Origin of the sequence: Polaromonas aquatica, assembly GCF_050626995.1 — a bacterium.
GTDB classification, from domain to species: Bacteria; Pseudomonadota; Gammaproteobacteria; order Burkholderiales; family Burkholderiaceae_C; genus Polaromonas; species Polaromonas aquatica_A.
The window spans coordinates 2,201,586-2,222,196 of sequence record NZ_CP192467.1; the positions used below are offsets into that span (position 1 = coordinate 2,201,586).

General features: G+C 61.2%; 20 protein-coding genes. 14 read left to right on the top strand and 6 right to left on the bottom strand.

Annotation, left to right across the window (positions count from 1 at the left end):
* Positions 1–28: 28 nt before the first annotated feature.
* A complete protein-coding gene (locus ACQ4MS_RS10455; protein WP_431099438.1) occupies positions 29–2,506 on the top strand; it encodes a DUF1631 family protein in 2,478 nt (825 codons plus the stop codon).
* A gap of 57 nt (positions 2,507–2,563) precedes the next feature.
* Here the strand turns inward: ACQ4MS_RS10455 and ACQ4MS_RS10460 are convergent, their stop codons facing one another.
* The 3 genes from ACQ4MS_RS10460 to ACQ4MS_RS10470 all read right to left on the bottom strand — a co-directional run bounded on the left by ACQ4MS_RS10460 (position 2,564) and on the right by ACQ4MS_RS10470 (position 5,605).
* The gene (locus ACQ4MS_RS10460; protein ID WP_431099439.1) at positions 2,564–3,076 is read right to left on the bottom strand and encodes a DUF494 domain-containing protein; all 513 of its coding nucleotides are present in this window, start codon (positions 3,074–3,076) and stop codon (positions 2,564–2,566) included.
* A 59-nt stretch (positions 3,077–3,135) separates the two neighbouring features.
* The gene (dprA, locus tag ACQ4MS_RS10465; protein WP_431099440.1) at positions 3,136–4,272 is read right to left on the bottom strand and encodes a DNA-processing protein DprA; all 1,137 of its coding nucleotides are present in this window, start codon (positions 4,270–4,272) and stop codon (positions 3,136–3,138) included.
* A 109-nt stretch (positions 4,273–4,381) separates the two neighbouring features.
* The gene (locus ACQ4MS_RS10470; protein ID WP_431099441.1) at positions 4,382–5,605 is read right to left on the bottom strand and encodes a LysM peptidoglycan-binding domain-containing protein; all 1,224 of its coding nucleotides are present in this window, start codon (positions 5,603–5,605) and stop codon (positions 4,382–4,384) included.
* 216 nt (positions 5,606–5,821) lie between these two features.
* Between ACQ4MS_RS10470 and def the strand changes: the two genes are divergently transcribed.
* The 8 genes from def (at position 5,822) to ACQ4MS_RS10510 (ending at position 14,254) form a co-directional block, all read left to right on the top strand.
* Entirely contained in the window at positions 5,822–6,343 is a 522-nt protein-coding gene (gene def, locus ACQ4MS_RS10475) for a peptide deformylase (RefSeq protein ID WP_431099442.1), read from the top strand.
* 75 nt (positions 6,344–6,418) lie between these two features.
* Positions 6,419–7,408, top strand: a complete 990-nt coding sequence (gene fmt, locus ACQ4MS_RS10480) for a methionyl-tRNA formyltransferase (protein WP_431099443.1) — start codon at positions 6,419–6,421, stop codon at positions 7,406–7,408.
* A gap of 31 nt (positions 7,409–7,439) precedes the next feature.
* Positions 7,440–8,189: an AzlC family ABC transporter permease gene (locus ACQ4MS_RS10485; protein ID WP_431099444.1), complete on the top strand. Its 750-nt coding sequence runs from the start codon at positions 7,440–7,442 to the stop codon at positions 8,187–8,189.
* Positions 8,186–8,521, top strand: a complete 336-nt coding sequence (locus ACQ4MS_RS10490; protein ID WP_431099445.1) for an AzlD domain-containing protein — start codon at positions 8,186–8,188, stop codon at positions 8,519–8,521. The genes ACQ4MS_RS10485 and ACQ4MS_RS10490 overlap by 4 nt, the downstream gene beginning before the upstream one ends.
* A gap of 366 nt (positions 8,522–8,887) precedes the next feature.
* Complete coding sequence (locus ACQ4MS_RS10495) at positions 8,888–10,081, top strand: phosphoglycerate kinase (protein ID WP_431099446.1); 1,194 nt, start codon at positions 8,888–8,890, stop codon at positions 10,079–10,081.
* Positions 10,082–10,323: 242 nt separating this feature from the next.
* The gene (gene pyk / locus ACQ4MS_RS10500; RefSeq protein WP_431099571.1) at positions 10,324–11,757 is read left to right on the top strand and encodes a pyruvate kinase; all 1,434 of its coding nucleotides are present in this window, start codon (positions 10,324–10,326) and stop codon (positions 11,755–11,757) included.
* 414 nt (positions 11,758–12,171) lie between these two features.
* Positions 12,172–13,236, top strand: a complete 1,065-nt coding sequence (gene fba, locus ACQ4MS_RS10505; protein ID WP_431099447.1) for a class II fructose-bisphosphate aldolase — start codon at positions 12,172–12,174, stop codon at positions 13,234–13,236.
* Positions 13,237–13,345: 109 nt separating this feature from the next.
* Positions 13,346–14,254: a phosphoribosylaminoimidazolesuccinocarboxamide synthase gene (locus ACQ4MS_RS10510; protein ID WP_431099448.1), complete on the top strand. Its 909-nt coding sequence runs from the start codon at positions 13,346–13,348 to the stop codon at positions 14,252–14,254.
* 105 nt (positions 14,255–14,359) lie between these two features.
* On the opposite strand, the gene trxA is transcribed toward ACQ4MS_RS10510, so the two are convergent.
* Positions 14,360–15,259: a thioredoxin gene (trxA, locus tag ACQ4MS_RS10515; protein ID WP_431099449.1), complete on the bottom strand. Its 900-nt coding sequence runs from the start codon at positions 15,257–15,259 to the stop codon at positions 14,360–14,362.
* A 166-nt stretch (positions 15,260–15,425) separates the two neighbouring features.
* On the opposite strand from trxA, the gene purE reads away from it, so the two are divergent.
* From purE to ACQ4MS_RS10540, 5 genes are all read left to right on the top strand, one after another.
* Positions 15,426–15,947 (top strand): 5-(carboxyamino)imidazole ribonucleotide mutase, encoded by a 522-nt coding sequence (gene purE / locus ACQ4MS_RS10520; RefSeq protein ID WP_431099450.1) that lies wholly within the window; start codon positions 15,426–15,428, stop codon positions 15,945–15,947.
* Positions 15,944–17,215, top strand: coding sequence for a 5-(carboxyamino)imidazole ribonucleotide synthase (locus ACQ4MS_RS10525; RefSeq protein WP_431099451.1), 1,272 nt, complete (start codon positions 15,944–15,946; stop codon positions 17,213–17,215). Before purE ends, ACQ4MS_RS10525 begins: the two co-directional genes overlap by 4 nt.
* Entirely contained in the window at positions 17,215–18,210 is a 996-nt protein-coding gene (locus ACQ4MS_RS10530) for an L-threonylcarbamoyladenylate synthase (RefSeq protein ID WP_431099452.1), read from the top strand. Before ACQ4MS_RS10525 ends, ACQ4MS_RS10530 begins: the two co-directional genes overlap by 1 nt.
* Before the next feature lie 47 nt (positions 18,211–18,257).
* Positions 18,258–19,097 (top strand): hypothetical protein, encoded by an 840-nt coding sequence (locus ACQ4MS_RS10535; RefSeq protein ID WP_431099453.1) that lies wholly within the window; start codon positions 18,258–18,260, stop codon positions 19,095–19,097.
* Positions 19,098–19,162: 65 nt separating this feature from the next.
* A complete protein-coding gene (locus ACQ4MS_RS10540) occupies positions 19,163–19,786 on the top strand; it encodes a LysE family transporter (protein WP_431099454.1) in 624 nt (207 codons plus the stop codon).
* Here the strand turns inward: ACQ4MS_RS10540 and cutA are convergent.
* Together cutA and ACQ4MS_RS10550 are read right to left on the bottom strand one after the other, a co-directional pair.
* On the bottom strand, positions 19,783–20,181 hold the full coding sequence (gene cutA / locus ACQ4MS_RS10545) for a divalent-cation tolerance protein CutA (protein ID WP_431099455.1): 399 nt from the start codon (positions 20,179–20,181) through the stop codon (positions 19,783–19,785). The genes ACQ4MS_RS10540 and cutA overlap by 4 nt on opposite strands.
* Before the next feature lie 165 nt (positions 20,182–20,346).
* A complete protein-coding gene (locus ACQ4MS_RS10550) occupies positions 20,347–20,610 on the bottom strand; it encodes a SemiSWEET transporter (RefSeq protein ID WP_431099456.1) in 264 nt (87 codons plus the stop codon).
* Between the last annotated feature and the right edge of the window lies 1 nt (position 20,611).

The following is a 20,611-nucleotide window of genomic DNA, read 5'->3' on the forward strand; positions in this document are numbered from 1 at the left end:
GCTATGACCTAATCATCCTAGGGCGGTTGTGGCTCCAAGTAACAAAAATAACAGGCTTCTGGTCGAGCAGGCACGTGCGCTGTTTGTGGAGCGTGCTGTACGTGTGCTGCCAGCCCTGGCGAAAACCATCCAAAACCGGCTGACGGCCTTGGTTGATCAGCCTGGCGGTGTCCGGGAAATGCAGGACCGGCGGGACGCCTGGATGGCTTTCCAGAAAAGCGGAACCATCTGGGTTCGTGCCACTACAACTGCCTGGACCAACGCCCAATCGATTCCTGCAGCAAATTCACCCTCAAGGTTCGCCGACAGCGGCAAATTTGAATTGATGGGCAACGACGTGATGGAGGACAAAATCCTCGCATCCCGACTTGCGCTTCGTTTGCTGGATTTCGTGAGCTGGGAGCTGAACGACCTCCGGCTGCGCATCCAGAATCTGGAAGCTATTACTGAATTGCACAAGCAGGACATCCTTCGTCCGGAAGTGTTGGCGCAGCACATGGTTGAACAATGGAGCCTTGCATTGCTGCCGCGGGATGTCTGGCTTGTTGTCCAGGATGTCATTCAGCAGGACATGGGCACGCACCTTCTTGAGACTTACCACGCGACCAATGAGTTTTTGGTGCAACAGGGCGTGATGGCGGAGATTGATTTGCGGCCACTGGTCAAGCGCACGCCTTCCGCCGCGGATGCCGGTGCCTCCGCCAAAAAGATGGTTGCCCCTGCGACGGGCAGGGACAACCCGGGGAGCGAATCGAGATTCAGGACGGGCGGAGCCGAGGGCGGCGCAGGGCACAGTTTTGGCGCCGGTAAAGGCAGTGATGTGGATCACCGTATCCAGAACAGAGGAGCGGGGCATTCTCCAGCAGCCGGCGACCGTTCGGGTTCGGGCTCGGCCGGCGCGACCCCCCCCAGTATGGACCGGACGGGCGCAGCTTCGCAGCCAGGTACTGCCAGACAAGGCAATGCTGTCTACGATGAAACGCGCATGCAAACGGCAACGACGCCGCTCGCCAGGGCGCGCATGCGGGCTCAGGGCGTGATGGGGCATCTCAAGCGCCTGTTGTCCAATCAGGTTGCGGGTTTCGACGATACGCGGCCCACGCAGGCTTCGCCTCAGCTCACGCAGGCTATGGCGAGCGTGCAGAAACTGGAGGAAACCGGCGCAGAGCGTACCTTGCTGGCGGACGCGCAAGGTCAGATTTATGGACAGGTGCATGTAGACAACGCCGCAAGTGCCCTGCGGGAGCGTACCAACACCCTCAAGCAGGCCGCCTCAACGTCATCCGAAAAAGCGACGATCGAAATCGTGGCGTTGATGTTTCAGAGCATTCTTGCCGAAGACCGCATTCCACCCGTGATCCGTGTCTGGTTTGCCCGACTGCAGATGCCTGTGTTGCGCGTGGCGATTTCCGAACCCGAGTTTTTTGAGTCGCTGCAACATCCTGCACGCCGGCTGATTGACCGCATGGGCTCTTGCGTGCTGGGTTTCGATGTCACGGTGTCCGGTGGTGCCATGGAATCGGAAGTCAAGCGCATTGTCCAGGTGATTGAGCAATATCCTGAAACAGGCCGCAGGGTATTCCAGCTGGTTTACGATGAATTTGAAAAGTTCTTGTCCAAATTCCTTTCGGAACATGGTAGTGCAGCCCGCGTGGTGAGTGTGGCCCAGCAGGTCGAGCAAAAAGAGACCATGACGATCCAGTACACCATTGAGATGCGAAACATGCTCAACGACATGCCGGTTCGGGACGAAATCCGCGAATTCCTGTTTAAGGTCTGGGCCGAGGTGCTGGCAATTGCCGCGATGAAAAATGGCCCGCAGCACGAGGAAACCATCACCCTCAAGCGGGCTGCTGCTGACCTGGTGTGGGCCGCAAGCGCCAAACCCAACCGCAATGACCGTGCCCGCGTGATTGCGGATTTGCCGAAGCTATTGCAGCTGCTGCGTTTGGGAATGTCGATGCTTGGCTTGGGCGTAGCCGATCAGGATGGGCACCTGAAAGTCATCAGTGACACGCTGGCCGATGCGTTCATGTCCAAAACCGACACCATTTCCATGGAGCGGGTAGAGATCATGGCCAAGCGGCTGATGAACCTGGAAGACTATCTTTCCGACGAGGATGTCGGTGACCTGCCTCTGGATACGGACAGTCTGGTCACCATGATTGGTATCGATGCCACCGATATTGAGGTGATTGCCGACGGCGGCAGCCAGCCTACGGAAGCCATGCGCGCATGGGCACGAGAGCTCCAGGTCGGTACGTGGTTCAGCCTGGACCACAATGGCAAGATCAGCCATGTGCAGTTTGCCTGGTGCAGTGATCGCAAGCAGTTGCATCTGTTTGCTTCTGCCGATGGCCGCAATTTTCTGATCCAGGCGCGCAGGCTCGCAGCTTATCTGCAGTCGGGTTTGCTGGTGCCCACGGAAGAGGAAGCACTTACGGTGCGCGCAACGCGCGATGCTCTCGCCAAACTGGACGCGAACCCGGAACGTTTACTCGGCTAAAGTCGGGTCCTGCATCGCCGATACCGGCTCAGAAACATGTTTGCACTGCCGCGCTGCTCAATGGGCCAGGCGACCTTCGGTGTCATCACACAATTCGTCCAGAACGAGCGCATCGGGTTCTTCCCCAAAGCTCCAATAAACCATCAACACGATGATTTTCAGGTCATCCAGCGTGACCGGATCGCCTGGTGCCGCCATGGCGCGGTCAATCACAATCTCGCGCATATGGGGGGGCAGCACGCCGGATGCTTCAAGGAAGCTCACAAATCCCAAGCTCTGTGCGCCAAGATGCGTCTGTTCGGCGACCGAATAGACGCGCAGGCTATCCGGAGATTGGGGTTGGATGAGAGCGCGTGCACCGGGTTCGGTGAGATCTGACGAGGCGCTTGCCGGCAGGCTGATTTGCGTACCTTGAGCGGCGGCATTCAACCCGTCGAGCCAGATAAGGGCCGCCTGGATTTCCTCCGCTTCAAAACCCGCCGCCGTCAATTTGCGGCCAAGCCGCTGAAGTTCGGGGCAAGCGTCACCTTGCCAGTAATTTTCGTAGACGTACACAAGTACTTCGAACATGCATCCAATATAACGCAGTTGGCGGCATGCTTGTCAAGCTGGCAAAAATGTGCGGTCTTTTATGCGTCAGCGCGCCGCTGGAACAAGCCGCCGGGCAATCTGAAAACCTGTCCATCAAGCTCCAGTTCAAGCAACTGCGCTTGCAATAGAGGGGTTTCAATTCCGGTTCGTGCCTGCAGGGTATCCAGGCTCACCACGTCAAATCCCAGCGCGGTGGTCAGGGCGGCTAAGGAAGAGGACCCTGGCCACGGGTTGGCTTCCCCGACTGCCGGCATACACTCCGCTGTATCCCGCGCGGGAAGGTTCAGCTCTTCCAGCACGTCCTGCGCAGTTTCCACCAGCTTGGCCCCTTGCTTGATCAGCGCATGGCAGCCGCGCGACTGGGGAGAATGGATGGAGCCAGGAATGGCAAACACGTCCTTGCCCTGTTCCGCCGCCAGCCGTGCGGTAATCAGTGAGCCGGATTGCAGCGCAGCTTCGATGACCAAAGTGCCCAGAGACAGGCCGGAAATGATGCGGTTGCGCTTCGGGAAATTCGCGGTCAGCGGCGGCGTACCGAGGGGAAATTCGCTGATCAGCATGCCTTGTTGGGCAATACGGTGCGCCAGTTCGAGGTGCTTTTTGGGATAAACACGGTCAAGACCGGTTCCGACCACTGCAATCGTATTCCCTCCGGCTTGCATGGCGCCGTCATGCGCCGCGCCGTCAATGCCCAAGGCCAGTCCCGAGACAATGCAAAGATTCGCGCCGGCGAGTGTCTTGGCGAATTGCCGTGCATTGGTTTCACCCTGCGGCGTCGGGTTGCGGCTGCCTACAATGGCGAGATGGGAGGAGCTGTGCTTCGAGGGCGCATCCAGCAAGCGAGTTTGCTTGCCGAGCAAATAGAGCATCAGAGGGGGATCTGCAATGTCGAGCAGGGCTGATGGGTAGGCCGTATCTCCAAGCGCTACTACCCGCCGGTCGTCACCGGCCTGAAGCCAGTCCAGGGTCATTTGCAGCTGGGCCGTCAAATTCGGGGGCTTCGTCTGGATTGCTCGTGCCAGTTTTGCGGAACCCATCTGCTCCAATGTTGCCGGACTTTGCTCAAAAATCGCTTGTACGGAGCCAAATGCGGCTAGCAGTTTTCGTGAGTTCTCATTCCCCACTCCCGTCGAGAGGGTCAGGCGCAACCAGGCCTGGAGCTCTTGTTTTTCCACGTGATTGCCAAGGTCGGGGAGGAAGGGGGCGGGCTCAACGAATTCGAGAACTTATCCCGAATGGCGATCAATTCAGTCCGTTGAGCGTCGTGCGGCGGCTTTACGCCAATTAATTAGGGTTGACGAAACGGTCTCCCACTTTCACGCCGTCGGTCACTTGCAAAACCAGTGCATAGGACAGCGCGTCAAAAGTGCGAAATACCATCATCAGGCCATTTCGCTCGTTGGGCAGTTTGATTGGTGTGCGGCTGCTGTCGGTTTTGTCTTGCAGTCGTTCGCCATCCTTGAGAATGGCCATGACGTGACCACGTTCCAGGCCGTCCCTGGCGCCGCGATTGATAACCACGACTTGGTTCTCCGCGGCGTTGGTCACGGCACTGCCGTAAATCGAGACGATCTGTCCTGTAACCGTAGTAGAAGGTGCATGCGGTATGTAATTCAGCAACTCACGTGGCGGTTCAACCAATAGCCGGTCACCCACGCGCATTTCTTCCTTGGTAGCAACGATGTCGATCGTCGCCGGCACAATTTCTGATTGTGGCTTGCCGTCTTTACCGGTACTTCCCGTGACGGATTCGCCACGTGCAATTTCCGCTTTGCCGACGTATTGCGCTTCATAACCGAGGATGGCCTTGGTAGTCGGGTCTTTGAGCGGCGTTGCGTTGCGAAACACGCGGTAATTGACCGGTTCGCCCTTATCAATGCTCAAGGGCTTGCCATTGGTGCTGCCGGCACCGTATTGGCTGCGGGCATAGGCACGGTCTCCGCGGCTAAGCAGTACGCGGCCCTCCTGGGCCGCCACTATGCGGGGCGCATTGGAAATCATGGCCTCGTCAACAATCAGGGCTTCATTCAGGAAGGGCTCGATCAGGTTGGGTGCCAGCGTGGGAATGGAGGCGTCCGCCAGTGTTTCAAAGCGGGTGCGTGGAGAAACACGTACGGTGTCCGTCGGCGGACCATCGGTCTGGGCCTGGCGGGTCCGCAAAACGGCACGCCCATTGGACTTTTCCAGATAGAGCTGTTGTCCCGGGTAAATGCGGTGTGGGTTGCTGATGTCCTGGAGGTTCATACCCCACAGCTCGGGCCAACGCCAGGCATTTTTGAGGAATAAACCTGAAATTGCCCACAAGGTGTCGCCGCGTTTGACTGTATAGGTATCGGGCGCATTGGGAGCCAGGTCCCCCAGCGGAACGCCCGTCTGGGCCACCTGTGTAGCCGTGGCTTTCTGATCGGCCGTGATGGGGAAGTTCTGAGCATGCAGGCCAACCGAGATGCCCAAAAGAGCTGCGGCGGCTATTGAAATTTGACTGAAACGACCAGAAATTGTTTGCATCTTGTAGGCCTTCGGCGCTTTTATTGGGCTGATACGGTATTTTTGGGGCTTGGCCCCACAAAAAAACCGCGTCTATATCTTGATAAATCACTAACGATTTTGTACCTAAGCCCTTGATTAAGCAACGAATACACGATTCTGGGAATATCAGGATGCCGAAAAACAGAGAAAAGTGGCGAAAATAGCGACATCTCACCCATTGCCCAGCCTTCCCCCATGAGCCAGTTAACCATTCTTCGTTACCCCGATCCCCGCCTGCACACGGTTGCCAAGCCCGTGGCGGCCGTTGATGCCCGCCTGCGCAAGCTTGTCGACGACATGCTTGAAACCATGCACGAGGCGGCAGGCATTGGCCTGGCGGCAACCCAGGTGGATGTGCATGAGCGCCTGGTAGTGATTGATGTCAGCGAGGACCGGAGTCAGCCACTGGTGCTGATCAACCCGGAAATTGTCTGGGCCAGCGAGGAAACACGCGTGGGTGACGAAGGTTGCCTGTCGGTGCCCGGTATTTATGACGGCGTCGAACGTTCTACCGCCATCAAGGTCCAGGCGCTGGACCTTGATGGCAAGCTGCAGGTGCACGACGCCGAAGGCATGCTGGCGGTCTGCATCCAGCATGAAATGGACCACCTGATGGGCAAGGTGTTTGTGGAATACCTGTCCCCTTTGAAGCGGAACCGTATCAAAACCAAGATGATCAAGCAAAAGAAGGACGAGGAGCGGGACTCGGCTCGTTAACCTGCCAGCACATCAGCGGTTGTATCGCGTGCCGGGCACGCGGGATTTCCCTGGGAGTCCTTAGAATCGGACGCCATGCGTGTCATTTTTGCCGGTACCCCTGAGTTCGCCCGTGTTGCCCTTGAAAAACTGCATGCCGCCGGTTTTGAGATCCCCCTTGTACTAAGCCAGCCCGACCGCCCTGCGGGCCGCGGCATGAAATTGCAGGCTTCGCCCGTCAAGCTGTGGGCGGAAACTTCGCATATACCCATCGCACAGCCCCGAAGCCTGCGGCTTGACAGCAAGTTTCCTGACGATGCAGCCGCGGTGCGCGAAGCGATCACTGCAGCGCACGCGGACGTCATGGTGGTGGCCGCCTATGGGCTCATTCTTCCGCAATGGGTTCTGGATGCCCCCCGGCTGGGTTGTCTCAATATCCATGCATCGCTGCTGCCGCGCTGGCGCGGCGCCGCGCCTATCCATCGAGCCATCGAAGCCGGTGATCCGGAAACCGGCGTCACCATCATGCAAATGGACGCCGGGCTGGACACGGGCGGCATGCTCCTGACCGAAAAGCTGCGCATCGCCCCAAACGACACCACGGCCTCTCTCCACGACAAGCTGGCCCAGCTGGGCGGCAGGCTCATTGTTGAGGCGCTGGAGATCGCCGCCTGCGGGAGCCTTGAAGCTGTTCCCCAGCCTGAAGCCGGCATCACCTACGCGCACAAAATTGAAAAACACGAAGCCCTGCTGGACTGGTCGCAAAGCGCCACCGCACTGGAACGCCGCATCCGGGCATTCGACCCCTTCCCGGGCGCGTCCGGTGTTGTGGATGGGCAGACGCTCAAGTTCTGGCGCGGCGAAGCTCTGCCGGATGAGGGCCGGCCGGCCGGGTTTCAGACTGGTGAAGTCCTTGCCGTAGGGCCTCAAGGCGTGGACATTTGCACGGGGAAAGGTGTCCTGCGTGTGAGCCGGCTCCAGAAAGCCGGCGGCAAGGCGCTGGATGCATCCGAGTTTCTGCGTGGGTTTGAGATCCGACCCGGCATGGTTTTCATTCAGCCGGACAGCGCTGCACAGGGACGCTGAAAATGACCGGACACAACAGGGTGGGATTTTTGTGAAAACATTGTTCAGGCATCCAGACTTCCGGCTCGGGGTGCGCGAACTGGCCACCGTCGCACCGGGTATCGCCGCCTGGGGCCTGATGACCGGTGTGGCGATGGTCAAGTCGGGCATGAGCCTTATCGAGGTGTTGCTGATGGCGATACTGGTTTTTGCCGGCAGTTCGCAACTGGCCGCGCTTCCCCTGATCGTGGCCGGCGCCCCCATGTGGGTGATCATCGCCACATCGTTTTGCGTCAACCTGCGCTTCATGGTGTTCAGCGCCCATCTGCGCCCCTATGTGATGCACCAAAGTGTCTGGCGGCGCCTGCTGAGCGGCTACGGCATGGCTGACCTGAACTACGTGTTGTTCACCAAGCGCTTTCCCCACCCTTCGACGGACCCTGCCGTCATGGCCGCACAGGATGCCTATTGGGCCGGTAGCTGTGCAATGAGCTGGGTCAGCTGGGTGGGCGCCAGCATGCTGGGCATCGCGCTGGCCAATTCGATTCCCCTGTCCTGGGGTCTGGGCTTCGCGGGTATTCTGGCATTGCTGGGCATCATGTGTTCGCTGGCCACCACCCGGCTGCGTATCGTGTCTGCTGGCGTTGCGGGTGCCGCTGCGGTGGCCACCTTCGCTTTGCCGCTCAAGCTGAATATCCTGGTTGGCATTGCAGCCGCGGTCGTCGTCTGCCTGTTGCTGGAAAAACCGGAACCGGCCAAACCTTCCACCGCAGGCACAACCGGAACAGGGGGCGCCGCATGAACCAGACTGACCTGTGGACCGTCGCGACCATCGCCGGGATGACGCTGATGACGGTCATCACCCGCTCGTTCTTTTTCCTGTCGAACAAGCCGTGGACCCTGCCGTCCTGGGCCCAGCGCGGGTTGCACTATGCGCCCATTGCCGCGCTGGCTGCGGTGATCATCCCGGAAATGGTGATGAGCCAGGGGCACCTTATTTCCACCTGGAAAGATGCACGCCTCTTTGCCGTGGCGGCAGGCACCGCCTGGTATTACTGGCGCCGCGGCGTGTTGGGCACCATCCTGGCTGGCATGGCGGTGTACCTGCCACTGCATATGGGGCTTGGATGGTGAGCCCCCACGCTTTTCACTTCGTGTAATGCGCTGCCCCCCGAGGGGGCCGTCCGCCTGTGGCCCGGCAAAGCCGGTTCCACGGCTCATGCTGGCCTTGGTGCGGCTTGCTTCGCATCGCGCTTGGTGTTGACGCTACTGAATTAATAGCTACTTGCGCCCATTTCATGGGGGCTAGAGGTCAATTTGATACGTAAATTTCAGTTCCCCGCGACAGGAGCAGGGTGTCGTTGTGCAAGGTCAATCTGACATGGCCTGAATGGGAAGGAATCCCCGGCTTTGTCTGACGGGCCAGGGGTGTGCGGCAACCTACAATTTGAGGCTTTGGGTGCAGTAGCCCAAAGCCTTTTCCATTTTTGTGAGCCTTTCATGAACTTCATCCGTTTCTCCGACCTGTGCGCCAGCGGCAAAGTTGCCGGCAAGCGCGTGTTCATCCGTGCCGACCTCAACGTGCCGCAGGACGACAACGGCAACATCACCGAAGACACGCGCATCCGCGCGTCCATTCCCTGCATCCAGATGGCGCTGGACGCCGGCGCGGCCGTCATGGTGACCTCCCATCTCGGCCGTCCCGTGGAAGGTGAATTCAAGCCTGAAGATTCGCTGGCGCCCGTGGCCAGACGCCTCGGCGAGTTGATGAAACGCGATATTTCGCTCGTCCCTGGTTGGGTGGACGGCGTTGATGTCAAACCAGGCCAGGTGGTGTTGCTGGAAAACTGCCGCCTCAACAAGGGCGAGAAGAAAAACAGCGAAGAGCTGGCGCGCAAGATGGCCGCGCTGTGCGACGTGTTTGTGCATGACGCTTTTGGCACCTCGCACCGCGCCGAGGCTTCCACCTATGGCATTGCGCAATACGCGCCGGTGGCCAGTGCCGGCCCGCTGCTGGCCGCTGAAATGGACGCGATCTCCAAGGCGCTGTCCAGCCCGCGCCGGCCCCTGGTCGCCATCGTGGCGGGCAGCAAGGTGTCGACCAAGCTCACCATCCTCAAATCACTGGCCGCCAATGTGGACCAGCTCATCGTGGGCGGCGGAATCGCCAACACCTTCATGCTGGCTGCGGGGCTCAACATCGGCAAGAGCCTGGCCGAGCCAGACCTGCTGGCCGAAGCCCGCGCGGTGATTGACGCCATGAAGGCGCGTGGCGCCGAGGTACCCATCCCCACCGATGTGGTGACCGCCAAAACTTTTGCCGCCGACGCCGCAGCGACCGTCAAGGCCGCCGCCGATGTGGCAGATGACGATCTCATCCTGGATATTGGCCCCCAAACTACTGCGCGGCTTGCCGCACAGCTCATGGCGGCCGGAACCATTGTCTGGAACGGGCCGGTCGGCGTGTTTGAATTTGACGCGTTTGCCAAAGGCACCGAGGGAATTGCGCGCGCCATCGCAAACAGCAGCGCATTTTCCATTGCCGGCGGCGGCGATACGCTGGCTGCCATCGCCAAGTACGGCATTGAAAAGCAAGTGGGTTACATCTCGACTGGCGGCGGCGCTTTTCTTGAAGTGCTGGAAGGCAAGACGTTGCCGGCCTTCGAAATCCTGCAAAAACGCGCGGTGAGCTGAACCCGACCTGCTCCTTTATCGGGAGCTGCTTGCTCTCGTTCTTATTGGCTTGTGACGGCTTTTTTACTTGACGGACAGGCGGTTGCCGAGGTGTTGAGCCAAGGCGTTCGGCAATTGCTCTGCGGCGTTGTGCGGTCTCGCATCCTTGCCACTGCGGTGCCTCTGGCTCCTCATTTGGTAACGCCCCTGTAACCGTTTCCATGTGAAAATCGGAAACTAAATTACAGGAGACACACATGAAGATGCAGCGCCGCGGCACCAAAATCGTTGCCACCCTTGGCCCCGCTTCCAGCGATCCGGCCTTGCTGGAGCAGATGATTCGTGCCGGCGTCAATTGCGTGCGGCTGAACTTCAGCCACGGCACGGCGCAAGACCACATCGACCGCGCCAGGCTGGTGCGGGAAGCCGCCACCCGCGCCGGGCGCGAGGTCGCCATCATGGCCGACCTGCAGGGCCCGAAAATCCGCGTCGGCAAATTTGCCGAAGGCAAGGTCCAGCTTGAGCAGGGCATGAAATTTGTGCTCGATGCGTCCCGCACCGAACTCGGTGACATCAACGGCGTGGGCCTGGACTACAAGGAACTGCCGCGCGACGTCAAGGCCGGCGACACCCTGCTGCTCAACGATGGCTTGATCGTCATGACGGTCGACAAAGTGAAGGGCGAGCAGGTCCATGCGACGGTTAAAGTCGGCGGCGTGCTGTCCAATAACAAGGGCATCAACAAGCAGGGCGGTGGGCTGACGGCGCCGGCGCTGACGGCCAAGGACATGGAAGACATTCGCACTGCGATGAGTTTCCAGGCCGACTACGTCGCGGTGAGTTTTCCGCAGAACGCCAGTGACATGGAAATGGCGCGCCAGCTGTGCAATGTGGCCGGCGCCGAGCAACGCCACAAGCCCGGCCTGATCGCCAAGATTGAGCGTGCCGAGGCCATCCCGAACCTGGAAGCCATCTGCAGGGCCAGCGACGGCATCATGGTCGCGCGCGGCGACCTGGCCATCGAGGTCGGCAATGCCGCCGTGCCGGCGCTGCAAAAACGCATGATCCGCATGGCCCGTGAACTGGACAAGGTGGTCATCACCGCGACCCACATGATGGAGTCCATGATCACCAACCCGGTGCCTACGCGCGCCGAGGTCAGCGACGTGGCCAACGCGGTGCTCGACGGCACCGACGCCGTCATGACCTCGGCCGAGACCGCCGCCGGCCGCTATCCGCTGGAGACCATTGTCGAAATGGCCAACATCTGCGCTGAAGCCGAAAAAGCCGAGGACGTGAAACTTGACGCCGACTTCACTGGCATGACTTTTGACCGTATTGACCAGTCCATTGCCATGGGGGCCTTGTTCACGGCCCATCATCTGGGTTGCAAAGCCATTGTGGCGCTGACCGACTCGGGCTCTACGGCACTGTGGATGAGCCGCCACCGTATTCACATCCCGATTTACGCGCTGACCCCCAAACTGGCCACACAGCGCAGGATGGCGCTGTACCGCAATGTCAGGCCGCTGCTGGTGGACCAGAGCGTCGAGCGCGACACCGCGCTCGGCGACGCCGAGGCACACTTGAAAAAACGCGGGATCGTCGAAAGCGGCGACATCTATGCCATTACCTGCGGCGAGCCCATGGGCGCGCCGGGCGGCACCAACATGCTGAAAATCTGCAGGGTGGCCTAAAGGTATGGCCCCCACGCTCTCCCACTGCGTGTGGGTCGCTGCCCCCCGAGGGGGCGCCTGCCTGTGGCCCGGCAAGCCGGTTCCACGGCTCATGCTGGCTTGAAGAGGTCAGCGGCGTAACTAGCGGGGCGTATTGACCAGTGGGGGCCAAGGGTCCGGCTTCGCCGGCCCAAGGCGCCGCCCCCTCGAGGGGGGAACGGGCTACACGCAGTGAGCCCGGACGGGGGTGAACGGTGCTTACACGCACGCATTCAGACACAAGTTCGGCCATCCCTCCCTATTCGGGTAAACGTTAGAATCAGGGCTTCGGTTACTTCGCGGTTACGGGCGTTTCCAGGCAGCTTTTTTACTGTGTGGGGCCTCGCGAAGAGCCCGCCTTCTGGCAGTGTTTTCTAACTTTTGGGGATATCACACATGGCACTCGTTTCTATGCGCGAGCTGCTGGACCATGCGGCAGTCAATGGCTACGGCATTCCGGCTTTTAACGTCAACAACCTTGAGCAGGTGCAAGCCGTCATGGAAGCCGCCAAAGAGACCGGCGCGCCCGTCATCCTGCAGGCCAGCGCAGGCGCCCGCAAGTATGCCGGTGAGCCCTTTATCAAGCACCTGATCGAAGCGGCCATTGAGATGTATCCCAACATCCCGCTGGTCATGCACCAGGACCACGGCCAGAACCCGGATGTGTGCCAGGGCGCCATCGATCTCGGTTTTTCGTCGGTCATGATGGACGGTTCGCTCGAAGCCGACGGCAAGACCATCGCCAGCTATGAATACAACGTCGAAGTGACGAAGAAAGTCTCCCAGCTCGCGCACAAATACGGCGTGACGGTGGAAGGCGAGCTCGGCTGCCTCGGTTCGCTCGAAACCATGAAGGGCGACAAGGAAGACGGCCACGGCACCGACGCCACCATGACGCGCGAGCAGTTGTTGACCGACCCCGAGCAGGCCGCTGACTTCGTCAAGCGCACGCAGATCGACGCACTGGCCATCGCCATCGGCACCAGCCACGGCGCCTACAAGTTCACCCGCAAGCCCACCGGCGATATCCTGGCGATCGACCGCATCAAGGAAATTCACAAGCGCATTCCGAGCACGCACCTCGTGATGCACGGCTCCTCCTCGGTGCCGCAGGAGTTGCTGGCCATCATTCGCCAGTACGGCGGCAACATGAAAGAAACCTACGGCGTGCCCGTCGAGGAAATCCAGGAAGCCATCAAGCATGGTGTGCGCAAGATCAACATCGACACCGACATCCGTTTGGCCATGACAGCCGCCGTGCGCAAGTTCCTGGCGGAAAACCCCGAGAAGTTCGATGCCCGCGAATGGCTCAAGCCTGCACGCGAAGCCGCCAAGCAGGTCTGCAAGCAGCGCTACATCCAGTTCGGCTGCGAAGGCCAGGGCGCCAAGATCAAGGGCGACAACCTGCAGGTCGTGGCCGCCAAGTACGCCAAAGGCGAACTGGCACAAGTCGTTCATTGAAATTCCCGCCAGCCTTCCTCACGGATTGGCGATAATTCAAAGCCCGCGGACTCTTGCGAGTCGCGCGGGCTTTTTACTTTGACTCACTTCCGTTACGTTGCCGCCCACCATGACCCAAGCACTTCATACCTCTGCCCTGACATCATTGCCCCTGCTGGCGCGCGGCAAGGTGCGCGACAACTACGCCGTGGGCAAAGACAGGCTGCTGATGGTGGCCAGCGACCGGCTCAGCGCCTTCGACGTCATCCTGGGCGAGCCCATCCCCGGCAAAGGTGCGCTGCTCACGCAGATGGCGCTATTTTGGTTCGGCAAGCTCGGCCACATCTGCCCCAACCACCTGACCGGCGAAGCCCCCGAGAGCGTGGTCACTCCGGCTGAAGTGCCGCAAGTCGTCAACCGCTCCATGCTGGTCAAACGCCTGAAACCCATTCCGGTCGAAGCCGTGGTGCGCGGCTACCTGGCCGGCAGCGGCTGGAAGGAATACCAGGAGAGCCAGGCCGTGTGCGGTGTGCCGCTGCCCGCGGGCCTCAAAAACGCCGGCAAGCTGCCTGAACCTATCTTCACGCCGGCGGCCAAGGCCGAAGCCGGCGAGCACGACGAAAACATCAGCTACGAGCAGGTGGTCAAGGTTGTCGGCCCCGAGCTCGCCGCGCAGATCAAAAAAATCAGCATCGAGATCTACAGCACCGCCGCCGCCTTCGCGCTCACCAAGGGCATCATCATTGCCGACACCAAGTTCGAGTTCGGCCTGGATGAAGACGGCACGCTGACGCTGATGGACGAGGTGCTGACCCCCGACTCCTCGCGCTACTGGCCGATCGAGGGTTACGAAGCCGCCTACGCCGCTGGCCTGAATCCGCCGAGCTACGACAAACAGTTTGTACGCGACTGGCTGGAAGCCGTGCGCATCAATGGCAAGCCCTGGGACAAAACGCCGCCTGCGCCGCACCTGCCGGCTGACGTGGTTACCAAGACCGCCGCCAAGTACCAAGAGGCCCTCGCCCGCCTGAAGAATTAAACACCCCCATGGAGGCTGCGCCTCCTCCCCCTTGCAGGGGGCGGCGCCTGCGGCCGGGCAAAGCCCGCTCCGCGGCCCCTGCTGATTGGGGGCTAACGGCGGGAGTTAGCTCAACACCACGCTTGAAAGTCGGCGCCGGTACGTGGCTACGACAGGGTCTTCCGGTGGAATCTGCCCATCAGCCACCTTGGGTTTGGGCGCCTCCATGACGTCGAGCACAGCGATGTAGGTCTTGCGCGCCAGGTCCTCGTTCCAGGATTTGTCGCGCATCAAAATTTCCAGCAGCTCGTCCAGCGCTTCGGTCCAGCGTTGCTGCGCCATCAGCCAGCGGGCCTTGTCGAAGCGGGCAGCGAAGTCGCGTTTGTTGGCTGCAATTTTTGCGTCAAACCCGGCTGCTGCGCCCGCTCCATGAGCGCCGGAAGCTACAAAGTCCATAGCGTCCATCCAGCGTTTGAGCGAGTCGAAGCGCCGCACCACCGTGGTTTGCGCAATCACCGGCGCAAACGCCACCTTGGCGTCGTCTTCGCGGCCAAGTTGCAGCAAAAGCTTCACATAGTCAAAGCGGGCGTTGTCGTCAGCCGGGTTGGCGGCCACGGCGTGCTGGAGTTTTTCCAGCACGGCGGCGGGGTCAGTGCTTTCTTCTTCGAGCGACAGCTCGGGCTCTTCGGGCTGCTCTTCAGCCGGTGGCAAATGCTTGTCCAGGAATTCCTTGACCTTGCCTTCGGGCAGGGCGCCGGCAAAACCGTCCACCGGCTGGCCGTTCATCATCAGGATGCAGGTCGGGATACTGCGGATGCCAAAGGCGGCGCCCAGCTGCTGCTCCTGGTCGGAGTCGATCTTGACCAGCTTGAAGCGGCCGGCATACTCCACTTCCACTTTTTCCAGGATGGGCCCGAGGGACTTGCAGGGGCCGCACCATGGCGCCCAGAAGTCGATCAGCACGGGTGTGGTCATGGACGCGGTAACGACTTCCGCTTCAAAGTTGGCAATGGTGACGTCGATCATGGTCTGGCAGAGTTGGGGTGTGAGGGTGTTTTTTCAACCGGTTCGGCGCAGTGTGGCACCCGGGAGGCAAGAGCGTAGCACGCAAGGCGCGGCTCACCGGTGAGCTGCCCTTAAAATCAGAACTTACGGGTAAGCAGCCTGCAACCCGGCCTCGAAGGTCCCCTAAATGACAACAAGCAACAATTCGACGAGCTCTGGAGTTGTGCCCCTGGTCGGCGTGGTGATGGGCTCCAGCAGCGACTGGGAGACCATGCAGCATGCCGTACAGATCCTCGCGCAGTTCGGCGTGGCGCACGAGGCGCGTGTGGTGTCGGCCCACCGCATGCCTGACGAGCTGTTCGCTTATGCGGAAAATGCAGGCGGCCGCGGCCTGCAAGCCATCATCGCCGGCGCCGGCGGTGCGGCTCACCTGCCCGGCATGCTGGCCGCCAAGACCACCGTGCCGGTGCTGGGGGTCCCGGTGGCCAGCAAACATCTGCAAGGCGTCGACTCGCTGCACAGCATTGTCCAGATGCCCAAGGGCATTCCGGTGGCGACGTTTGCCATCGGCAACGCCGGCGCGGCCAATGCGGCCCTGTTCGCCGTGGCCATGCTGGCCCTGCACAGCCCGGCGCTGGCAGCCCAATTGCAGGCTTTCCGTGCAGAGCAGACCGCTGCCGCGCACGCCATGACGCTGCCGCCCGCATGAGCGTTTCTTCTTTCCCTCCGTCGCCTTCTTCCGGTTTGCCGGTGCTGCCGGTCTTTCCGGGGACTGTCTCCGCTTCCGGCCGGCCCGCTACGCTCGGCGTGATGGGCGGCGGCCAGCTGGGCCGCATGTTTGTACATGCCGCGCAGCGCCTGGGCTACTTCACGGCGGTGCTGGACCCTGATCCGCAAAGCCCGGCGGGCCTGGTAAGCCACCACCATATCCAGACCGGCTACAGCGATGAAAAAGGCCTGGCCGAGCTGGCCGTCCTGTGCGCCGCCGTCACAACTGAATTTGAAAACGTGCCCGCCGGCGCACTGCAGGCGCTCGCCGCCGGACGGCCCGTGGCGCCGGGTGCCGCTGCCGTGGCCATCGCGCAAAACCGCATCGAGGAAAAATCCCACTTCACCGCAAGCGCTGCCGAATCCGCTGTGCTGGCAGGTGTTACCTGCGCGCCCTACGCCGTGATTGAAACGGCTGAACAGCTCAAGGCCGTGCCGGCTGGGTTGCTGCCGGGCATCCTGAAGACCGCGCGCATGGGCTACGACGGCAAGGGCCAGGTCCGTGTCAAGAATACGGACGAACTGTCCACCGCCTGGGCCGGCCTGAAGCAGGTGCCCTGCGTGCTCGAGAAAATGCTGCCGCTCAAAGCCGAATGCTCGGTCATCGTGGCGCGCGGCTGGGATGGCAGCGTGGTGAGCTTTGCGCCCCAGCTGAACGTGCATGTCGACGGCATCCTCGCGGTGACGCAGGCTTATGAAGGAAATATGCCTCCCGCCCTTGCCGAACGAGCGCAAGCAGCTACCAAAACCATAGCAAAGCACATTGACTACGTGGGTGTGCTCTGCGTCGAATTTTTCCTGGTGAACGACGGCAGCGCCGATGGTGCGCTCATCGTCAATGAAATGGCACCGCGCCCCCACAACAGCGGCCACTACACGATGGATGCCTGTGACGTGTCGCAGTTCGACCTGCAGGTGCATGCCATGGCCGGCCTTCCGCTGCCGCATCCGCGCCAGCATTCACCGGCCATCATGCTGAACCTGCTTGGCGACATATGGTTTGATGACCATGACAAGATGCGCACACCCGACTGGCAGGCCGTGCTGGCGCTGCCCGGCACGCACCTGCACCTTTACGGCAAAACCGAAGCCCGCGCAGGCCGAAAGATGGGTCATCTCAACATCACAGGCCCTGATGTCGTTTCAGTCACGGCCACGGCGCGCCAGGCTGCATCCATCCTGGGCTTGCCCGGCCTGGACTACCTCTGATGATTCTTCCTGGCACGGACGCTGAGGCGATTCTTGAAGCCGCGCGCCGCATCCAGGCCGGCGGGCTGGTGGGTTTCCCGACGGAGACGGTATATGGCCTGGGCGCCGACGCCTCCAGCGACAAAGCCGTCGCCGGCATCTTTGAAGCCAAGGGCAGGCCGTCCGACCATCCGCTCATCGTGCATGTGGCCGATGCGGTGCAGGTAGAGGCTTACGCCAGCAGCGTGCCGCCTTTCGCCGCTCGCCTGATGAAAGCCTTCTGGCCCGGGCCGCTCACGGTGATCCTGCCGCGTAAGCCGGGCGTGGCGGCTGCGGCTGCCGGCGGCCAGGATTCCATCGGCCTGCGCTGCCCCTCGCACCCCGTCGCGCTGGCTTTCCTCAAAGCGTGCGACACCGGCGTGGCCGGCCCCAGCGCCAACCGTTTCGGCCGCGTCAGCCCCACCACAGCCCAGCACGTGAAGCAGGAGTTTGGCGACAGCCTGCTGGTGCTCGACGGCGGACCCTGCGATGTCGGCATCGAGTCCAGCATCGTCGACTGCACGCGCGGGCGGCCCGTGTTGCTGCGCCCCGGAGTCCTCACACGCGCACAGCTCGAAGCGGCCTGCGGCGAAGCCGTCCTGGGCAAGGAAGAATTCGAGCAGCAGGCTCTCGGCGTGGGTAATACACCGCGTGCGTCCGGCACGCTGGAAGCGCACTACGCACCCGACGCCAAGGTGCGCTTGATGGACGCCGGCCCCATTCAGACTGCGCTCGATTTGCTGGGCGCCGAGGCCGCCCACATCGCCGTTTACGCGCGCAGCATCGTGCGCATCAAGTCCGAAAAAGTGCTGTACCGCCGCATGCCCGACGACGCGCTGGCCACCGCGCAGCAGCTTTTTGCTGTGCTGCGAGACTTTGACGCCAAGGGCGTCAAGCTGATCTGGATTGAGAACCCGCCAGCCGCGCAAGAGTGGGATGGGGTGAGGGACCGGCTGGGGCGCGCTGCCGCCGGATGATCCTGTTCCCATCAGCGCAAATATTCAGTACCGAAAGAACGATCTCAATGAGAGTAGTCATCTTCATCATCATTTGTACGGCGCTGCTCGGCGCTTGTGCCGCGCCTGGCAGGGACGTTCAGGTTGACTTGCCCTTGGTCATTCCTGATGCGCTCTACCCGGAACTGTCCTCCAAAGTAAGTCGGGAGCCTGCCCAATCCCGCGTAATCTCTTTCAGCAAAACCCTCACTTTGGACAACAAGGGAAACTTTGGCATGCTGGCCTATACCCATCAGCAGCAACTCTTTTCGTTCCGGCAGGATGGTCTGTTGCAAGTCCAAACCACTGCCAGCTTTCAGGGGCCGGGGGGGATCTCAAAAAGTGTCGACCAGACTTTGAGTCTTTGCGGCCTGGTCCCGGTGCTTGGCGAAGCAGCGGGCCTGAGTAACTCTGCGATGGCCACCGCCGCATCTGCCGGAGGCGCATTCTTGCCTCTTAACTTCAGCTTGTCCCTGCAGTCGGCCACGCGCCGCCGGCTTTCGCGGCTTGAGGTGGATTCTTCCAACCTGTGCCAGCCCACACCGGGCATGGAGTTCAGCATTCAAATGGAGTCCGAGATACAGAGCAAAGCGAATGGACAAGTTTACAGTTCCAACAAACAATTTACGCTAACCGAACAAGCGAAATGCAAGGTGGGCTCCGATCTGTTGCCGGCATCGGACCTGAATTCTTCGATGCGCGGGCAGTATCTCGCGGTGTCCTGTGCCTACACCGCGGAGCCGTCGAATGACCGCAAGGTTGAATACGCCTTTTTGCTTGCCAGCGGCATGTATGTGGGGATGGGAGAGGTGGCGAAGTGGCAGACCGACAAGGCGCGGTATGAGTCGGTGAAGTACCAGTCCGAGTGATTGCCAGAGCTTGAAGGGGCCTGTAGGCTACGCATAGCGACCTCTTCGTATTACAAGGCAATGCCATGCTCCCCATCCTCATCACGATCTGGTTTCTTCACGTCGCGGCCATGATGAGCCCCGGCGCCAATGTGCTGCTGGTGTCGCAACTGGCGGCCAGCGACCGCGCGCGCAGCGCGGTGTTTGCGGCGCTGGGTGTGACGGCCGGGGCTGCCATTTGGTCGGTGTGTGCAGTGCTGGGGGTCAACGCCGTCTTCCAGGTTTTCCCCGGGCTGCGTCTGGCGTTGCAGGTGGCCGGCGGCCTGTACCTGCTGTACGTTGCGAGCCGGCTCTGGCGCTCAGGCGCCGCCGCACTCGGCAACAGCGGTCCCACCGTGTCTTCCCTGGCGGCGTTCCGGCTGGGCTTTCTCACCAACATCACCAACCCGAAGTCGGCGCTTTTTTTCGGCAGCGTTTTTGCGGCTTCGTTCCCGGCCGAGCCCAGTGGCGTGCTGCAAACGGCTGCGGTCGCGATGATTGTGCTTAACGCACTGTGCTGGCACATGCTGCTGGCTTACCTGTTCTCGCGTGAACGTGTGCGCACGGCGTACTCGCGTACGCGCAACGTTGCCAACCGTGTGGCGTCGGTAGCGGTTGGAACCCTGGGCCTGGGCTTGCTGGCGGCTTCGGTGCGTGAAGCAAGGTCCTAGCGCAGGTCCGGCGCCGGGGGCTTCGCCTGCATGTCCTCCCTCGTTTCACCATTCGTTTCGTCCTCGAGCCACTGCAGATAGCCTGCCGATCCGGCAGTGATGGGAATCTGCACAAGCTCCGGCGTTTCATAGCTGTGGCGCACCCGGATAAATTGCTCCAGCGCCGCAAACTTCGCTTGCCGCGTCTTGATCGAAAGGCGGTGCTCTGGTTCATCGCACAACGCACCCTGCCACCGGTAAATACTCCGGATCGTTTCGATCTGCACGCAAGCTCCCAGCCGCGCTTCGATGATCTGGCGCGCCAGATCGTCTGCCTGCTGCGCTGTTGAAACGGTGGTGAGGACCACGCAATAAGCCGTTGTTTGGCCGGCGCCGGATGGATGCAAAGTTGACATGCCGTGAGCTCCTGTTCAGTCTGCGGGGTTTGCGGGTGTCTGCTCAAATTTCGGGCATTGTGGCGCAATGCCGCGCCGGTTGGCGTTCTGGTGGACAAGTCCCACCGCCATCAACAGCCTTGTCCACAGGCGAGAGGGATAACTGGCCCGCCTCCCGGCGAGAGTTCAGCCGTCCCGGCCGTACGCCAGCTTCATGGCCAGGATGGCCAGCGCCAGGCCCAGCGTGATCGCGTTCGCCAGCACGATGGGCCAGGCGCCCACCAGCACACCGTAGATCAGCCACAGCGCCACGCCAATCGTGAAGGCGCTGTACATGGCCAGGGAGATACCGCTCACGTCGCGGCTGCGAAAGGTCAGCCAGGCTTGCGGCGCAAAGCTCGCCGTGGTGAGCAGGGCGGCCAGGAAACCCACAATATCTGCCGTGTTCATG

Coding starts and splice junctions, on each gene's coding strand:
- ACQ4MS_RS10510 (WP_431099448.1), top strand. CDS start 13,346: ATGACCCAAGCACTTCATACCTCTGCCCTGACATCATTGCCCCTGCTG.
- purE (WP_431099450.1), top strand. CDS start 15,426: ATGACAACAAGCAACAATTCGACGAGCTCTGGAGTTGTGCCCCTGGTC.
- ACQ4MS_RS10490 (WP_431099445.1), top strand. CDS start 8,186: ATGAACCAGACTGACCTGTGGACCGTCGCGACCATCGCCGGGATGACG.
- ACQ4MS_RS10495 (WP_431099446.1), top strand. CDS start 8,888: ATGAACTTCATCCGTTTCTCCGACCTGTGCGCCAGCGGCAAAGTTGCC.
- ACQ4MS_RS10525 (WP_431099451.1), top strand. CDS start 15,944: ATGAGCGTTTCTTCTTTCCCTCCGTCGCCTTCTTCCGGTTTGCCGGTG.
- ACQ4MS_RS10530 (WP_431099452.1), top strand. CDS start 17,215: ATGATTCTTCCTGGCACGGACGCTGAGGCGATTCTTGAAGCCGCGCGC.
- ACQ4MS_RS10460 (WP_431099439.1), bottom strand. CDS start 3,076: ATGTTCGAAGTACTTGTGTACGTCTACGAAAATTACTGGCAAGGTGAC.
- ACQ4MS_RS10540 (WP_431099454.1), top strand. CDS start 19,163: ATGCTCCCCATCCTCATCACGATCTGGTTTCTTCACGTCGCGGCCATG.
- ACQ4MS_RS10535 (WP_431099453.1), top strand. CDS start 18,258: ATGAGAGTAGTCATCTTCATCATCATTTGTACGGCGCTGCTCGGCGCT.
- ACQ4MS_RS10550 (WP_431099456.1), bottom strand. CDS start 20,610: ATGAACACGGCAGATATTGTGGGTTTCCTGGCCGCCCTGCTCACCACG.
- ACQ4MS_RS10470 (WP_431099441.1), bottom strand. CDS start 5,605: ATGCAAACAATTTCTGGTCGTTTCAGTCAAATTTCAATAGCCGCCGCA.
- trxA (WP_431099449.1), bottom strand. CDS start 15,259: ATGATCGACGTCACCATTGCCAACTTTGAAGCGGAAGTCGTTACCGCG.
- cutA (WP_431099455.1), bottom strand. CDS start 20,181: ATGTCAACTTTGCATCCATCCGGCGCCGGCCAAACAACGGCTTATTGC.
- pyk (WP_431099571.1), top strand. CDS start 10,324: ATGCAGCGCCGCGGCACCAAAATCGTTGCCACCCTTGGCCCCGCTTCC.
- def (WP_431099442.1), top strand. CDS start 5,822: ATGAGCCAGTTAACCATTCTTCGTTACCCCGATCCCCGCCTGCACACG.
- fba (WP_431099447.1), top strand. CDS start 12,172: ATGGCACTCGTTTCTATGCGCGAGCTGCTGGACCATGCGGCAGTCAAT.
- fmt (WP_431099443.1), top strand. CDS start 6,419: ATGCGTGTCATTTTTGCCGGTACCCCTGAGTTCGCCCGTGTTGCCCTT.